The sequence below is a fragment of the Pseudomonas batumici genome (assembly GCF_036585405.1).
GTDB lineage: Bacteria > Pseudomonadota > Gammaproteobacteria > Pseudomonadales > Pseudomonadaceae > Aquipseudomonas > Aquipseudomonas batumici.
The window spans coordinates 6,747,430-6,763,476 of record NZ_CP144470.1 but is presented as its reverse complement, the minus strand read 5'-3'; the positions used below and the strand labels follow the sequence as shown (position 1 = coordinate 6,763,476).

General features: G+C 56.2%; 10 protein-coding genes. 1 reads left to right on the top strand and 9 read right to left on the bottom strand.

The genetic code is table 11. From position 1 onward, the window contains the following. Nucleotides 1–58: 58 nt before the first annotated feature. The 8 genes from NUH87_RS30980 to NUH87_RS30945 all read right to left on the bottom strand — a co-directional run bounded on the left by NUH87_RS30980 (nt 59) and on the right by NUH87_RS30945 (nt 13,500). Nucleotides 59–301, bottom strand: a complete 243-nt coding sequence (locus tag NUH87_RS30980; protein ID WP_338524068.1) for a hypothetical protein — start codon at nt 299–301, stop codon at nt 59–61. 74 nt (nt 302–375) lie between these two features. Beyond that, a complete protein-coding gene (locus tag NUH87_RS30975; protein ID WP_338524067.1) occupies nt 376–1,608 on the bottom strand; it encodes a PrgH/EprH family type III secretion apparatus protein in 1,233 nt (410 codons plus the stop codon). A 47-nt stretch (nt 1,609–1,655) separates the two neighbouring features. Next, complete coding sequence (locus NUH87_RS30970) at nt 1,656–2,213, bottom strand: lytic transglycosylase domain-containing protein (RefSeq protein ID WP_338524066.1); 558 nt, start codon at nt 2,211–2,213, stop codon at nt 1,656–1,658. Nucleotides 2,214–2,423: 210 nt separating this feature from the next. Further along, entirely contained in the window at nt 2,424–4,388 is a 1,965-nt protein-coding gene (locus NUH87_RS30965) for a S8 family serine peptidase (RefSeq protein WP_338524065.1), read from the bottom strand. Next, nucleotides 4,388–6,358: a S8 family serine peptidase gene (locus NUH87_RS30960; protein WP_338524064.1), complete on the bottom strand. Its 1,971-nt coding sequence runs from the start codon at nt 6,356–6,358 to the stop codon at nt 4,388–4,390. Before NUH87_RS30960 ends, NUH87_RS30965 begins: the two co-directional genes overlap by 1 nt. Before the next feature lie 449 nt (nt 6,359–6,807). Beyond that, on the bottom strand, nt 6,808–9,153 hold the full coding sequence (locus NUH87_RS30955) for an autotransporter outer membrane beta-barrel domain-containing protein (protein WP_338524063.1): 2,346 nt from the start codon (nt 9,151–9,153) through the stop codon (nt 6,808–6,810). A 175-nt stretch (nt 9,154–9,328) separates the two neighbouring features. Next, on the bottom strand, nt 9,329–11,497 hold the full coding sequence (locus NUH87_RS30950) for an autotransporter outer membrane beta-barrel domain-containing protein (RefSeq protein ID WP_338524062.1): 2,169 nt from the start codon (nt 11,495–11,497) through the stop codon (nt 9,329–9,331). A 152-nt stretch (nt 11,498–11,649) separates the two neighbouring features. Next, nucleotides 11,650–13,500, bottom strand: a complete 1,851-nt coding sequence (locus NUH87_RS30945) for an ABC transporter ATP-binding protein (protein WP_338524061.1) — start codon at nt 13,498–13,500, stop codon at nt 11,650–11,652. Between the two features lie 180 nt (nt 13,501–13,680). On the opposite strand from NUH87_RS30945, the gene NUH87_RS30940 reads away from it, so the two are divergent. Continuing rightward, a complete protein-coding gene (locus NUH87_RS30940; RefSeq protein WP_338524060.1) occupies nt 13,681–14,613 on the top strand; it encodes a hypothetical protein in 933 nt (310 codons plus the stop codon). A 64-nt stretch (nt 14,614–14,677) separates the two neighbouring features. Here NUH87_RS30940 and NUH87_RS30935 read toward each other — a convergent pair whose 3' ends face one another. Beyond that, nucleotides 14,678–15,961, bottom strand: a complete 1,284-nt coding sequence (locus tag NUH87_RS30935) for an NAD(P)/FAD-dependent oxidoreductase (protein ID WP_338524059.1) — start codon at nt 15,959–15,961, stop codon at nt 14,678–14,680. Nucleotides 15,962–16,047: the final 86 nt, after the last annotated feature.

Genomic DNA, 16,047 nt, shown 5'->3' with positions numbered 1-16,047 from the left:
TTCCTATAATTCTCAATAAAACAGCGATATTCAGCCATCTGGCTGGGACGATAAAATCTTAAAACTTCGAAAGAATGCCTTTACTCGTTTCAACCACCGATTTGATCGATGAACTGGCCGCGCCGACAATCATGCTCATATGTGAATGTGCCGTCAGGCCATTCAGCAGCACACCAGGATGACCCGGATCTTTCATCATTTCCGCCATGCGCTGGTCCAGGTCGACCATGGCCTCTTCAGTTGCGTCCAAATAGGCATCTGAAATATTTTGAATCGTCCGCGTTGCTTCAGCGTTTGCCATGCTGACCTCTTAATTTTAGATAAAACCACTGTTTGATCGTTGATGGGGCGCGGCCGCCATGCACAAAACAGCCGTCAGATATCCGACTTCACTTCACGCGGTCCGCTATTTGAATCCTGAGGGTGTCGCTCTTTTACCGCAGTCTCTTCACTTAATACCCAATGCTGCTCATCCTGCAGCAGATAGCCACCCTTGCCGCTGCGAAAGGATTTTCCTCGTTGCTGAGGTTCATTCAGTTGCATCAGCAAACGAACATAACGCTCGCCCCACACTTTGCGAAACGATTGGAAGGCGCCGTTCAAATCACTGATCTGGCGGTCATCCAATACACCCGAAACGACAAATACGGAGGAGTCGGCTTCGTGGTATTCCTCGTAGTCCACCGCTGCTTGAGCCAACAATGCACGGGCCTGCTGGCGCAGTTCCGCATCATTGACCAGGTTGAAGCTGATTTTCTGCGCATAAGGCATTGCCTCGAGCAAGCGCTCTCGCAGCTTCTCCTGCGACGCACTATCCGCAGCGCTACGCTCGCGACTCAACACCAGCACCGGCTGGAGGGGGTCCTCGAGGCGCAGTGTCAGAAACACCACTGCCGACTCATCCAGCAACCGTCCGAGTCGGGTCTGCTCATGCTGCAGATCAATGATCCGCACATCTTGTCCCACCTTGCGTCGGGTCACCGCGCGCTGGGCCCATTCAGCTTCGCGAGACGTGCCGACCAACACGTAACGCTGCTCATCCTCGCCCAGCGTGACTTGCGCCTTGAGGGGGTATAACGCCTTTTCCAGGGTTTGCACCTGGGCCGAGCCGAACCCCCTGGCCACTCCCCAGGCCCCCCCAGCGACCACCAATAGCGAAAGCAGCGCTATCAATGAAGCCCACCACCAATGACGGTCCGCGCGCCGGGGCGGATGCTCGTGCAGGGCAAGGGGTTTCGCAGCGCCAGGCGCCCCGCCCATGAACCCCAATACACTCCCTGACCAGCGTTCCGTGCGCCGTTTGACCGCCACCCAGACCGCGCCGAATTGAACGGGTTCGTTCAATGGCAAGGCTCTGTGCTCGACCTGCGCCTCGAGATACACACAGGCTTGGGGTTCATCGGGGTTGGCCAAGGCCAACATGAAGTTCGGCGCATCCTCGTTAAACGGAATAAACAGAACACTCATCGCCCGCGTCGCGACATGTTCGGCCCGCCCATCCGGATCTTCGCTCGGAGGGCCGACGAGAAAAAACACATCCTCGGCCGGCAAGTTGACATCGATCCCATACATCGGACCGGAAAGGATTTTTACATTGAACGGATGCACAACGGCCTACCTCGATGAAAGTGACGTAAACGCTCCATGGAAGGGCCTCAGATCTCTCTGAACTTCACGCCAATGCCTGTTCGGTAGCCACCGAGTGAATCTCCCTCTCCACTGCGCAAAGCGCGATAGCGCGTCATTACCGCCGCGACGTACTTGCGTGTTTCCGGATAAGGTGGGATTTGGTGCTGATATTTACGGACCGCGCCCTCCCCGGCGTTATAGGCCGCGAGCACCAGATCCGGACGGCGCGGAAAAAGCTCCGCCAAATAACCGAGATAACGCGTGCCGGCATTGATATTGGTGCGCGGATCGGTCAGTTTTCGACTCACCGCCCTCCTGGAGCCGCCCTCTACCCCAAAGCGTTTTGCCGTTTCCGGCATGATCTGCATCAATCCGACAGCGCCTTTGGCCGAAACCACCGCAGAACGGAACGAGGACTCCTTTGCAATCACCGCTTTCACTAAATGCGGATCGACACCGTGTTCACGTGCTGCCGCATGGATAATGGGATCGAGCCCATCCTCATATCGATAAGGTTCTGCATGGGCCGCACCCAACCAACTGCCGGCTAAACAGAACAATAATCCGAGCGTTATCTTTTTCATCACTGCGTGACACCATGGAGCATCCGAATCGGGGAGAAACGAAGCCTTGGAAACGCATTGGCGCCGTCTTTCTATACGCCCGTATTCTTCCAAAATGTCCAACAGAGCACTGTAGGACACGTCAGAAAGGATTTTCGGCCTGAAAAAGACAAGCCCGGCAAGCGTCAACCTGTCGGGCTTATCGGTAAGACCTGAAAGAGTGGTTCGGCCTTAATGGCTTTCCTTCCCATCAAGGGTTTCGGCAGCCTTGAACGCATCCAGAATGCCGTAGCCCCAGATAGGATTGGCATTCGCCGGGTCGAGCACACCACGCTGATACAGCGGCAGCTTGCCGGTAAAGCTGTTATGTCCCGCCGAGGAGAACAGGGCCTGCTTGACCTGCTCCGGTGTCAACGTCGGGTTTGTCTGCAGAAGCAGCGCCACGGCACCCGCCACATGCGGGGCGGCCATACTGGTGCCAGACGAGCCGATGTGCATGCCATCTGCCGTTTTCGAGTCTTCTTCCTCGCCCGCATCGATCACCTCCTGGGGCGTCGCACTACGGGAAGAAATAATGATCTGTCCAGGCGCGACGATTTCCGGCTTCATGATCATCGGGCAGAGTGCCTTGTCACTGCACTCGCGCCGCGGACCACGACTGCTGCTCGCAGAAATATTGCCGACCTCACTGTTACTTCGCTCCACCTCTCCTTTAACCGGCTTCCAGCTCTCGCGGGTCGTGTAGCTGCCGACAGCGATCGTCCGCTCTGCGGACGCCGGGGTGATAAGGGTCGTCAAAAAGCTCGTATGGTCGCGGAAAGACCCTTCGTACTGGTCGTGAGACAGGATACCGAAAGAGGCCGCATGCCCCTCCTCGTTACGCAAAACCATCTCCCAGCCGACCGTATTCACTTCTTCAGGCGTCTCACTGAGCGTCACCAATAGCTGTCGATCGCCATTGGTCGGGTTGACGTTATTGGAAACGATCTCGATCCGCCCACACGCCGTACTGAATGCCTTGACCACAGGCTCAGGGCCGGCAAGCACCTCGCCGGTATCGCACGGCTCTTTAGAACGCATGTTCCTGATCGACACACCCAAACGATTCGCCCCCGGATACCAGGCCTCCATCCTCAACTTCGCGTCACCGTTTTCATCATTCGTATACCACCGGCTGAACTGCACAACCTCGGTCTGTCCTGGAGCGAGCGTTACCGCCGCGCGCATAGGAGCATTGCCTTCGTTACCGGCAGCGGCCACCAGAATGACCCCGGGGCCCGCCAGATTATTCAACGCGCGCTCGAAGTTCGAAGTCCCATCAAGCGGCCCGGCATGCGTGCCAAAGCTCATATTGACCACCAGAGGCTTGTTCGCCGCCTTGGCATAGTCTTTCATCCAGGCGATGGACTCCAATACGTTCATCTCATCGAGTTGCCCGGCGTTCGGCGGCTTGGCCTCCCGCAGCTCAGAGACCATCAAATCGGCCTCAGGGGCCATCCCGACGTATTCGTAGGCCGTAAAACCGGTGTTCGCCGCACTACCATTACCCGCAGCAATACCGGCGACATGGGTGCCATGCCCATGAGGGTCGCGGAGTCCGGCACATTCCCCCTGAGCATCATGCAGCAACGCATTGCTGATCTGCTCTTGCGTGCACTTCACGCCGTCATTGGAACCATCGCCTCTCGTCCAATAGGCCAGAACGCGGCTACTGCCATCAAGCTTGCGAAAGGAGGGATGAGTCGTGTCCAGTCCGGAATCGATAATACCGATGATGACATTACGTCCAGTCTTACCGGTCCAGTGTGGCGCCTCCCCTCCTCGCAGTTTATCCGCCCTGGTCGCCAGCACGCTGGCCGACAACATGGGCTGTAGGGTACGTACTGCTTCGATGCGCTCGACACCGGGTTGGCGGGAGACATTTTCCAGCTGGCTGAGCGGAATCTCCACCGTCGCCACATCGCCCATGACGCGTCGGATGATTGCCCCCTGCGCTTCGGCTTTTTTCAGGCCTTCGCCGGAATAGCGCAGCGTTGCCTTGATATGCGTCCGGTCATTGGGGGTTGGGGCTTGCGCCTGCCCCGGCTTCGCCTGGGGCGATGCGGCAAGGCCTGCAAGTACGGCATCCATGGAACCCGCGTACACATGACCACTCAACGCAAAAGTAACCGCAATAAATAGCGTTTTGAGTTTCATCAGTGGCTTTCCTTCCCATCAAGGGTCTCGGCAGCCTTGAACGCATCCAGAATGCCGTAGCCCCAGATAGGGTTGGCATTCGCCGGGTTGAGCACACCACGCTGATACAGCGGCAGCTTGCCGGTGAAGCTGTTATGTCCCGCCGAGGAGAACAGGGCCTGCTTGACCTGATCCGGCGTCAACTTCGGGTTTGTCTGCAGCAGCAGCGCCACCGCACCCGCCACATGCGGGGCGGCCATACTGGTGCCGGACCAGCCGATGTGCATGCCATCCGCCGTTTTCGGAGCTTCTTCCTCGCCCGCATCGATCAACTCCTGAGGTGTCGCATTACGGGAGGAAATAATGATCTGTCCAGGCGCCGTGATTTCCGGCTTCATGATCATCGGGCAGAGTGCCTTGTCACTGCACTCGCGCCGTGGACCACGACTGCTGTCCGCGGCAATATTGCCGAGTTCACTGTTACTTCGCTTCTCCTCCCCTTTGACCGGCTTCCAACTCTCGCGGGTCGTGTAGCTGGCGACAGTGATCGCCTGTTCCGCGGACGCCGGGGCGTTAAGGGTGGTGGAAAAGCTCGTATGATCGAGGAAATACCCTTCGAACTCATTTTGAGACAGGATGCCGAAAGAGGCCGCGAGCCCCTCCTCGTTACGCAAAACCATCTCCCATCCCTCCTCTTTCACGTCGGCGTATCCAGGCGTCTCGCTGAGCGTCACCAATAGCTGACGATCGCCATTGGTCGGGTTGATGTTGTTGGAAACGATCTCGATCCGCCCACACGCCGTACTGAAGTCCTTGACCACAGGCTCAGCGCCGGCAAGGACCTCGCCAGTATCGCACGGCTTTTTAGAGCCTGTGTTCTTGATCGACACACCCAAACGATTTGCCCCCGGATACCAGGCTTCCAGCGTCAACTTCGCTTCGGGGTTGTCTTCATGCCCTTCAAAGCGCTTGAACTTCACGACCTCGGTCTTTCCTGGAGCGAGCGTTACCGCCGCGCGCATAGGTACATTGCCTTCGTTACCGGCAGCGGCCACCAGAATGACCCCGGGGCCCGCCAGATTATTCAACGCGCGCTCGAAGTTCGAAGTCCCATCAAGCGGCCCGGCATGCGTGCCAAAGCTCATATTGACCACCAGGGGCTTGTTCGCCGCCTTGGCATAGTCCTTCATCCAGGCGATGGACTCCAATACGTTCATGTCATCGAATACTCCGGTTTTCGGCGGCTTGGGCTCTCGAAGCTCAGAGACCATCAAATCGGCCTCAGGGGCCATCCCGACGTATTCGTAGGCCGTATAACCGGCGCTCGCCGCACTACCATTACCCGCAGCAATACCGGCGACATGGGTGCCGTGCCCAATAGGGTCGCGCAATCCGGCACATTCCCCCTGAGCATCATGCAGCAACGCATTGCTGATCTGCTCTTGCGTACACTTCACGCCGTCATCGGAACCGTCGCCTCTCGCCCAATAGGCCAGAACACGGCTACTGCCATCAAGCTTGCGAAAGGAGGGGTGAGTCGTATCCAGTCCGGTATCGATAATACCGATGATGACATTACGCCCGGTCTTACCGGTCCAGTGTGGCGCCTTCCCTCCCCGCAGCTTATCCGCGTGGGTCGCCAGCACGCTGGCCGACAACATGGGCTGCAGGGTGCGCACCGCTTCGATGCGCTCGACACCGGATTGGCGGGAGACATTTTCCAGCTGGCTGAGCGGAATCTCCACCGTCGCCACATCGCCTATGACGCGTCGGATGATTGCCCCCTGCGCTTCGGCTTTTTTCAGGCCTTCGCCGGAATAGCGCAGCGTTGCCTTGATATGCGTCCGGTCATTGGGGGTTGGGGCTTGCGCCTGCTCCGGCTTCGCCTGGGGCGATGCGGCAAGGCCTGCAAGTGCGGCATCCATCGATCCCGCATATACATGACCACTCAACGCAAAAGTAACAGCAATAAATAGAGTTTTGAGTTTCATCGGCTGGCATCGTGTTGAATTGAACATCGGGAGCGTGCTGCAACGACCGATGCAAGATTCAGATAATCCCCGCCTTACCGATCCTTACAACTCAAAGCCCCCACCCGGATACCCTAGGCTTATGTTTTATAGCATCCGCCTAACTGAACACGATTCAGACTCGTCCCGTTTTCTAGGGTTAGCACACAAACCATGCTTGTCAAACCGCAGAGCTCGACAAACTGCGGTGTTTGCGGTTGGGTAGTCATTTGCCGTCCTTTATGGACGGCTTTTCTTTGGCTTCATAAGATGTCTAAAATAATATAAAGAGAGATGGCGCTGGACCAGGAAGCGCACAACGTCATGCATCAGAGACTCGAACTGCGACGTTCATCTTCAAATAAAGGCACCCTGTCGCAGACGCAAAAAAAAGCCCGCCGAAGCGGGCCCACACCTGGGGAGATGTTTGGTTAGAAGTCGTAGCGCGCCTTGAGTTGGACGCTGTCGGCATCAAAATCTTTCTTGCTCAGGTAGTCGTAGCTGACCCCGAAGGTGCTTGCACCCGTGCGGTAGTTCAGCCCGACCCCGGCTTCGATACTGTTGCTCGTCGGCTTGGCGCCATCGGTGACGAACGGCGTGCCGCCCTGAACGAAGGCCGAGGTGCTGGAGGCCCGATCCGCCTTGAAGTCATGATACGCCATCAGCTTCACTTCAGGTTCCAGGGTGCCTTGCTTCAGCGGGAACTGACCCGCTACACGAACACCCGCACCCAGCTCCATCACTTCGACCGTCTGGCCTTTTACCGAGAGTGCCGCGGAAGAACCCTTCTCCTGGTAACCATTGATGGACACATGGCTGTAACGACCCGCGACCCGCGGTTCTACCAGCACACCGTTGTCCAGCTGGAAGCCATAACCGGCCAGCACATTGGCACCGAACAGACGGCTGTCGTAGTTGGCCTTGGCGCGGTCGTCCAGAATCTGGCGAGTGCTCTCGTTGGCGTTCTGACCAAAGGTCAGGCTACCGTCGACAAAATAGCCGTCCTGCTCGTAGCTGCCATAAGCGGTCAGCGCATGGCCCGTCACGTCGGTCTTGTTACCCTGGTCGCTCTTCACCTCGGTGCCCAGGTGGCTGTATGCCACACCCAGGGTAACTTGTTCATTCAGCTTGCCGTCGGCACCCACGGCGATACCTTGGCTGTTGGCCTTGTAGCCGGCCACACCCTGGCGTGCTCCCTGGTTGGCATCGCTGTTCAGCACCTGCACCCAGGCACCGGTTTCCATCGGCGTTTCGCCCGAGGAGATACCGCTACGCAGCGTACTGGTCCGACTGCCCGTCGCCTGGGCGATAAGGCTGTGGCCGGTTTGTGCCGCCTGGGCCACACCACCGTTGACCTCCGGCGCCAGTTGCCCGGCCAGACGAGCTACCTGCTCGGCACTGCCGTCGGTGAAGACCTGGTAGATCTCATCGTTACGGTCGATCTGGCCACTTTGTACCGCAGCGACGAAGGCTTGGCCGGCTGCGCGGGCATTACCGGTCAGTTGGGCAACGTTGGCGCTTGCCTGCTGATCGTCAGCGGCAATTTTTGCAGCGACTTCAGCAGCCTTTTTCTCGGCCAGGGCCTGCTGCAACATAAGCTCCAATTGAGCAACAATCTTTCCGAGTTCGGCATTGATTTCAGCAGACTCATCGTTGATGGTCTCGACGACGGCCTCTCCAGTCTCATTCAGCGTAACAACCCCAGCTTTCTCCGCGTCCTCATGCTGCTTGAGTGCAGCCGCCAGTATTTCTTTTTCTCGCAGTGTCAATTCATCAAGATCCCCCTTCAGCAGCTGATTGAGCGCCTTAGCGGCATCCAGTTCTGCCTTGGCTCTGGCCCCCGTCTGAGTACGGGAAGTCAGCCAGGTTTCCATATCCATGCCAGCGAGTTCTGCGAGATTATCTTCCGAAAAATCAGAATTAACCTTGGCAATCTGCTGACCGACCTCTTTGACAACCAGGTCTTCACGAATATCTGCTTCGATGGCGTCAGCAACTTTCTTGGCCCAGAGCTCCTCTACTCTTTTTCGCTCATCGATTTCTGCTTTCGCAATAGCCTCAGAAATACCAATCATCTTGCTATGGCTAACTACACGCGCCGCATCATCGAGTTGTTCGCGAAGACTCTTCAAGGTCGTGCTGGCCGCAATATCTTCTTCAATATTCTTCTTGACTTTCGCCGCCTCCTCATCACTTAGCCACTTAGCTTTAGCCCGCTGTTCAGCATCAGCTCTGGCAGCGGCATCTGCTTGACGCAATCCCAGCTCATCAAGCTTCTGATTTTTTAGCTCCGCCTTTGCCTGAGTCAATTGCTCAAAAGCTTGCAGAAGCTGCGGATTACTAAGAGGATCAGCAAGTTTGGATGCACCGGTTACAGCTAAAACATCCTTAATTTTCGAAGCTACTTTAGCCTGCGCATTGACTTGAGTGACTGTCTCGAGAAACTTTTTTTCCGCCTGCAGCCCAGGGTCCGCACTGATTTCGGCAACTAAATCATTCGCAAATTTCTTCTTCTTGGCCTCGAAATCGGCCAGATCTTTAAACCATTTTGTACCTTTATCGATCACACGGCTTTCACTCAGCTTATCAGCCCTTTCACGAGCCATACGCTCTTGCTTTTGGGCCTCGACAGCCCGATCGTGAAGAGCCTTATGAACTTGAGCACTTCCATTCGATGGATTCACATCCGCAAAACTAGTACCTACCTGCAATGATACGACAACTGCCGCAATAGAAAGGACCAGCAACTTTTTACGAAAACTCGCTTTCACAAACATCACAACACCTGACTTGTTTAATAAGTTGTGTAAAGGTTACTGAAAATGTCCAACTGGATATTTAGGACACGTCAGAAATGTCCACGAGCGCTAAGTTCGCCCGCCAGATAAAGGCGCCTTGTAGCAGACGTAAAAAAGCCCGCCGAAGCGGGCCTACACCTGGGGAGATGTCTGGTTAGAAGTCGTAGCGCGCCTTGAGTTGGACGCTGTCGGCATCAAAATCTTTCTTGCTCAGGTAGTCGTAGCTGACCCCGAAGGTGCTTGCACCCGTGCGGTAGTTCAGCCCGACCCCGGCTTCGATACTGTTGCTCGTCGGCTTGGCGCCATCGGTGACGAACGGCGTGCCGCCCTGAACGAAGGCCGAGGTGCTGGAGGCCCGATCCGCCTTGAAGTCATGATACGCCATCAGCTTCACTTCAGGTTCCAGGGTGCCTTGCTTCAGCGGGAACTGACCCGCTACACGAACACCCGCACCCAGCTCCATCACTTCGACCGTCTGGCCTTTTACCGAGAGTGCCGCGGAAGAACCCTTCTCCTGGTAACCATTGATGGACACATGGCTGTAACGACCCGCGACCCGCGGTTCTACCAGCACACCGTTGTCCAGCTGGAAGCCATAACCGGCCAGCACATTGGCACCGAACAGACGGCTGTCGTAGTTGGCCTTGGCGCGGTCGTCCAGAATCTGGCGAGTGCTCTCGTTGGCGTTCTGACCAAAGGTCAGGCTACCGTCGACAAAATAGCCGTCCTGCTCGTAGCTGCCATAAGCGGTCAGCGCATGGCCCGTCACGTCGGTCTTGTTACCCTGGTCGCTCTTCACCTCGGTGCCCAGGTGGCTGTATGCCACACCCAGGGTAACTTGTTCATTCAGCTTGCCGTCGGCACCCACGGCGATACCTTGGCTGTTGGCCTTGTAGCCGGCCACGCCCTGGCGTGCTCCCTGGTTGGCATCGCTGTTCAGCACCTGCACCCAGGCACCGGTTTCCATCGGCGTTTCGCCCCAGGAGATACCGCTACGCAGCGTACTGGTTCGATCGCTCGTCGCCTGGGCGATAAGGCTGTGGCCGGTTTGTGCCGCCTGGGCCACACCACCGTTGACCTCCGGCGCCAATTGCCCGGCCAGACGAGCTACCTGCTCGGCACTGCCGTCGGTGAAGACCTGGTAGATCTCATCGTTACGGTCGATCTGGCCACTTTGTACCGCTGCGACGAAGGCTTGGCTGGCGGCGCCGGCATTACCGGTCAGCCGGGCAGCGTTGGCGCTCGCCTGCTGGTCGTCAGCGGCAATTTTTGCAGCGGCTTCGTCAGCCTTTTTCTTGGCCAGAGCCTGTTGCAACTCAAGCTCCAATTGGGCGATGAGCTTTTCTAGTTCGGCATTGATTTCAGCAGACTCATCGTTGATGGCCTCTCCAGTTTCCTCCGTCGTGACAATCCCGGTTTTCTCCGCATCCTCAAGTTGCTTGAGTGCCGCCAACAGCTCTGCTTCGTGCTGTTTCAACTCATCAAGATCCCCCTCCAGCAGCTGATTGCGCGCATTAGCGGCATCCAGTTCTGCCTTGGCTTTGGCCCCCGTCTTAGTACGGGAAGTCAGCCAGGTTTTCATATCCATGCTAGCGAGCTCTGCGAGATTATCTTCTGAAAGATCAGAATGAGCCTTGGCAATCTGTTGAGCGATTTCTTTAACTACCTGATCTTCACGAATATCTGAGTCGATAGCATCGGCAAGCCTCTTGGCCATTATGCTCGTAGCTCTCTCCTTGGCAATGGCTATTGCATTTTTATGGGCGTTCATGAGACGATCCAAAGGTTTAGCTTTATCCTGAAAATCTTTAGTTGCCTTTATAACTCCAAGGTCTGCACTGACAATATTTTCAATTTCCTTTTCAATATCTACAAAATATTCTGAGCCTGGATCTTGCCATTTTTTTACGGCCCGCTCTCTGGCCTCAGCTTTAGCGACAACTTCAGCCTGCCGCAGCTTCTCGAATTCTGCGGTTTTCGCCTGAAACAACTGATCAACGATGCTCTGCACGCTCTGCCCATGTGAATAACGTACGGGAGTCACAGTAGCAACTTTAGCGGATTTAGCAGCTTGAGCAATCCTCTCGATAAACTCTTTTTCCGCCTTGAGCCCAGGATTTTTATTGATCTCATCCAACAAGTCATCCGCAAATTCCTGCTTCTTGGCATCGAAAGCAATCAGATCGTGGAGGTTCTTACGAACTTGAACACTTTCATTCGAAGAACTTATTTCAGAGAAACTAGCACTCGCCTGCAACGGCACGACAACTGCCGCAATAGAAAGGGCCAGCAACTTTTTACGAAAATTCGCTTTTACAAACATCACAACACCTGACTTGTGGAATAAGTTGTATAAAGGTTACCGAGAATGTCCAACTGGACATTTAGGACAAGTCAGAAATGCCCACGCACGCTGAATCCGGAGAACTTCGAGTCCCCCGGCTCATTTGACGAACATCATGGTTGTGGTAACAGTCACGCTTCCTGCAGGTGTGCCGCCTCGCTGACAAAACCACCGGTTTGGTGCCGCCATAAACGCGCATACAACCCGCCCCGCGCCAGGAGCTGGCCATGGCTCCCGCTTTCGACGATGCGGCCGCCGTCCAGCACCACCAAACGATCCATCTGGGCGATCGTCGACAGGCGATGGGCGATCGCGATGACGGTTTTCCCCTCCATCAGGACCTCCAGGGTGTCCTGAATCGCGGCTTCCACTTCAGAGTCCAGCGCCGAGGTGGCCTCGTCGAGCACGAGAATCGGTGCGTTCTTCAACAACACACGGGCAATGGCGATACGTTGACGCTGTCCGCCGGACAGCTTCACACCACGCTCACCGACATGCGCGTCGAGCCCTCGTCGCCCATCGGTATCGGATAACGACGGGATGAATTCGTCGGCGCGCGCCTTGCGCAGGGCCTCCCATAGCTCCTCGTCAGTGGCCTGCGGCTTACCGTAGAGCAGGTTGTCGCGAATCGAGCGATGCAGCAGCGAAATATCCTGGGTGACCACGCCGACCTGCCCACGCAGGCTGTCCTGGGCGACAGTGCTGATATCCTGCCCGTCGATCAGAATGCGCCCGCCTTTCAAGTCATAGAGGCGTAGCAGTAGATTGACCAGGGTCGATTTTCCCGCCCCCGAAGGCCCGACCAAACCGATTTTTTCGCCAGGGTTTATGACCAGGTTCAGCCCGTCGATCACACCCTGGTCCTTGTCATAGTGGAAGCCGACCCGCTCGAAGCGCACTTCTCCACGCGACACCGCAATCGCCGGGGCGCCCTCGCGATCGACCACACCACGTGGCTGGGCGATGGTGCGCATGCCATCTTGCACCTTGCCGATATTTTCAAAGACATCGCTGACCACCCAGGTGATCCATTCGGACATGCTGTTGATCCGCATCACCAACCCCACAACCAGGGCGATGGCTCCCACCGAGATCAGCCCCTGACTCCACAGCCAGAGCGCCAGGCTCGCGCTACCGACAATCAACAAGCTGTTCAGGCTGGCAATAGCAACATCCATGGTGCTGAACAGCCGGTTGGCCCATCGGGTTCGCCGGGTTTCTTCAATCAGCGCCTCGCGAACGTAGTCCTCCTCAAAACGACTGTGGGCGAACAACTTCAGCGTGGCGATATTGGTGTAGCCATCGATGATCCGCCCCATCAACTCCGAACTCGCCTCGGCCGCCTGCTCCGAACGCTGGGTGAGGCGCGGCACGAAATAGCGCAACGCACCGATATAGCAGGCCATCCAAACCAGCAAGGGGATCGTCAATCGCCAATCCGCCTCAGCAAATAGAAGCAGGACACTGGCGGCATAAATGCACACATACCAGAGCGCCGCCACCGTCGACAGAACCGAGTCACTCAGGGAGTCACCGGTTTGCATGATGCGGTTGGCAATTCGGCCGGCGAAGTCGTTGTGGAAAAAACCAAGACTTTGCCTGAACACATAACGATGGCTTTGCCAGCGAATCAGGCTGGTCAAGCCAGGACTGATCGCCTGCTTCACCATCAGGTTCTGCAAGCCGATGAACAGGGGATACAGGATCAGTGCAACCAGCGCCATCCACAACAACTGGCCGCTGTGCCGCTGGAAAAATTCGGCACTGGGCGTGGCCTGTACCAGGTCGACAATTTTTCCGAGAAAGTTGAACAGCGCCACTTCGGTCAGCGCCACGGCAAATCCGGTTCCCAGCAAGACAATCAGCAGCGGCCAGACCTGGCGCAGATAGTGCGCATAAAAGCGCCGCATGTCGTTTGGCGGAGCCGTATCGGGAGCCGGCTTGAAAATATCCACCAGGGCTTCGAATCGGCGAAAAAACATAAAATGACGCCTCCTCGGCTGAACAGGTACATAGTGTTCATCGAGCAACCGGCCGGCCCTATGGGACTGGTCCTATACCCAGCAGCACGCACCGCAATAGAAGCTTAATTTGCAAGCTTCTCTGGTTTTCAACACTCATCATCGCGGCTCACAACAATTAACTGACGAGTGAATAATGTCATGCCGGGAATAAGCGAAATAACACTAAATCCCTCATTTTTTGACCAGCTAGCTACATATCACCCTCTATTGGAGTCTGAAAAATATAAGGCGGCCAAGGCGGTTGTTTGCGATGGACCGCAGAAATATCATAAAGACCCATTTTTCCATCGTAGATCCGTCGCAGAACTAATATTCAACCTCACAAACAACGACAAAAAAATCTTAAATTTATTTGAAAAAAAAGTAATCGACGCAGTCAATTTTTCAGCACCCAATCAAACTTTCTTAACTGATGATGAATTATTATCTAAAGCCTTTCCTATCTGTACAGTCGGTTTTGCTGGTCAAGGGTATGAAGACACCGGCCCGATCGAGGAAAGACTGCGACAACAAGTCGTTGACGCAAGATTGCGGGGGACTATCCCTGTCTTTGTAACTGGCGCCGACAAGAATGGTATCGGTGGCTGCGTGCAGCGCGTTGCAGAAAGTGAGGGTGTTAAAACCATTTCTTTGTTGAGCGAGTTTGGCCTAGCTGATAAGCAAAGGAACGACCCCACGGGCCGCGGCCTTATTACCGAGATAGAGAATATTATACCCGTACCCTCCGAGCAGGATTCATGGAGTACCAGCACGGAAGAACGAGGCATTGAGTTCTTGCCGCTGATTGCATTGATATATAGCGGCGTGCTCCATGTCGAAAACTGTGGGAGCGTGGGTGCGGATGAGTGCTTGCAGGGGATTCTCCTCAGAGCAAAAACTGAGTTATATACACCGCCAAACGCAAATGGAGGCAAGGGATACTTGGAGAAGGAAGATCCAGACAAAGAACCCGCTTCAATTTTGAAGTTATTGGAAAAATATAATATATTAAAGCGCAAGGGCGACGGCCGTAGCTATGGCTGGACTAATATGCCCCGCGAACCCTCGAGTCTCGAGAGCGTTGGTAGATAACCCCCTCCAATCGTCAGCCATTTAGTTAGGAAGCAGAGCCGCTTGGCAGTGCTTCCTATCCTTTTCAAACGCCGAGTAACACCAACGCAGCATGAGCAGCACGGCGCCCGCTTTCCAGGGCGCCGTGAATGGACGCAGGATGATCGCTGCTCGTCGCCTCACCGGCAAAATGCAACACGCCCTCGACAGGCACGGAAAGTCGATGGGCAGCTTCCTCCGCACCCGGAGGGATAAAGGAATAGGCACCCCGGGCGTAGGGGTCGTCGCTCCAGTGATGAAGAATCCGTTGGACTGGCTCAAGATGCGCTTTGCCGCTCATGCGCCGTAGCGTCTCAAGGCCGACCTCGAAGCGCTCGTCCTCCGGCATTGCCAGGAGTTGCCGCGCTTTATCCCCCACCACCCAGGCCACGACCACCTCTTGTCGAGCCTGCTCATAACCCAGTGAGCCGTTCCAGAAATACGGCGGGGTGGCGTCATAATCCAGCAGATAGGCCGTCTCCTTGCCCAGGACCGGCTCGTCGAAAATGTAGATGATCTTGGCGACATCGCAGACGCCCAAACCCTCGATAGCCTGTCGGTAATCGGCAGGTAACGCCGGGGTAAAATCCACGCTATCGCCCTGCAGGACACCGAGCGGCAGCGTCACAATGCATTGCTTTGCGTCGAGGGTATAAAGCCCCGTATCGGCACTCGATACACTCAGGCGCACGCCATGCTCTGCGTAAGCAATGCCATGAACGACAGTCTCCAGCACCAGCGGCACCCCTTCGAGCAACGGTTGCAAGATCTGATCGTAGCCGCCAATTACCCGATAGTCCTCTTCCTCGCAAGGGTCCAGGGCATCGCTCAGCACCTCCGACGCCACGAGATCCAGCGCGCTGCAGCGCGACAATGGCTCCAGGTCGAGTTCAAGCGCATACACCCCATGACGAATATCCGCGCGGGACACACCGATCCTCGAGAGGTAAGCCGCGGCATTTTCGCCTGGCTGCGGCGGACACTGGGCAACCCGATCCGGACACACCGCGTCGACCACCGTGTCGGCGTGACGGGTCAGATCCTGCCCCCCACTCATATGGGCCGTGGCGAGCCTTTGCTGGTGAACCAGTGTCCAGGTGACCGCGTCAGTGCCATGAATCAGTTCGGCGCCCATCTCGATGGGAATATCGCCGCAGTCCCTACGGGTATACAGCCGTCCACCGACACGCTCACGCGCCTCGACGACACGCACACTGCGACCCTGTTTGAGCAGTTCATGGGCGGCGGCCAGGCCCGCGACTCCGGCGCCAACCACCAGAACATCCACCGGGCCACGGCAAAGCGCCTGCGCTTCATCAGGCTTCAGCATTTCTTCATCCTCATTGCATATGAAGCGTCAGGCTAAACCAAAAACATACGCACGGAATCAGGACTTATCCTAAATCATGCTGAAGG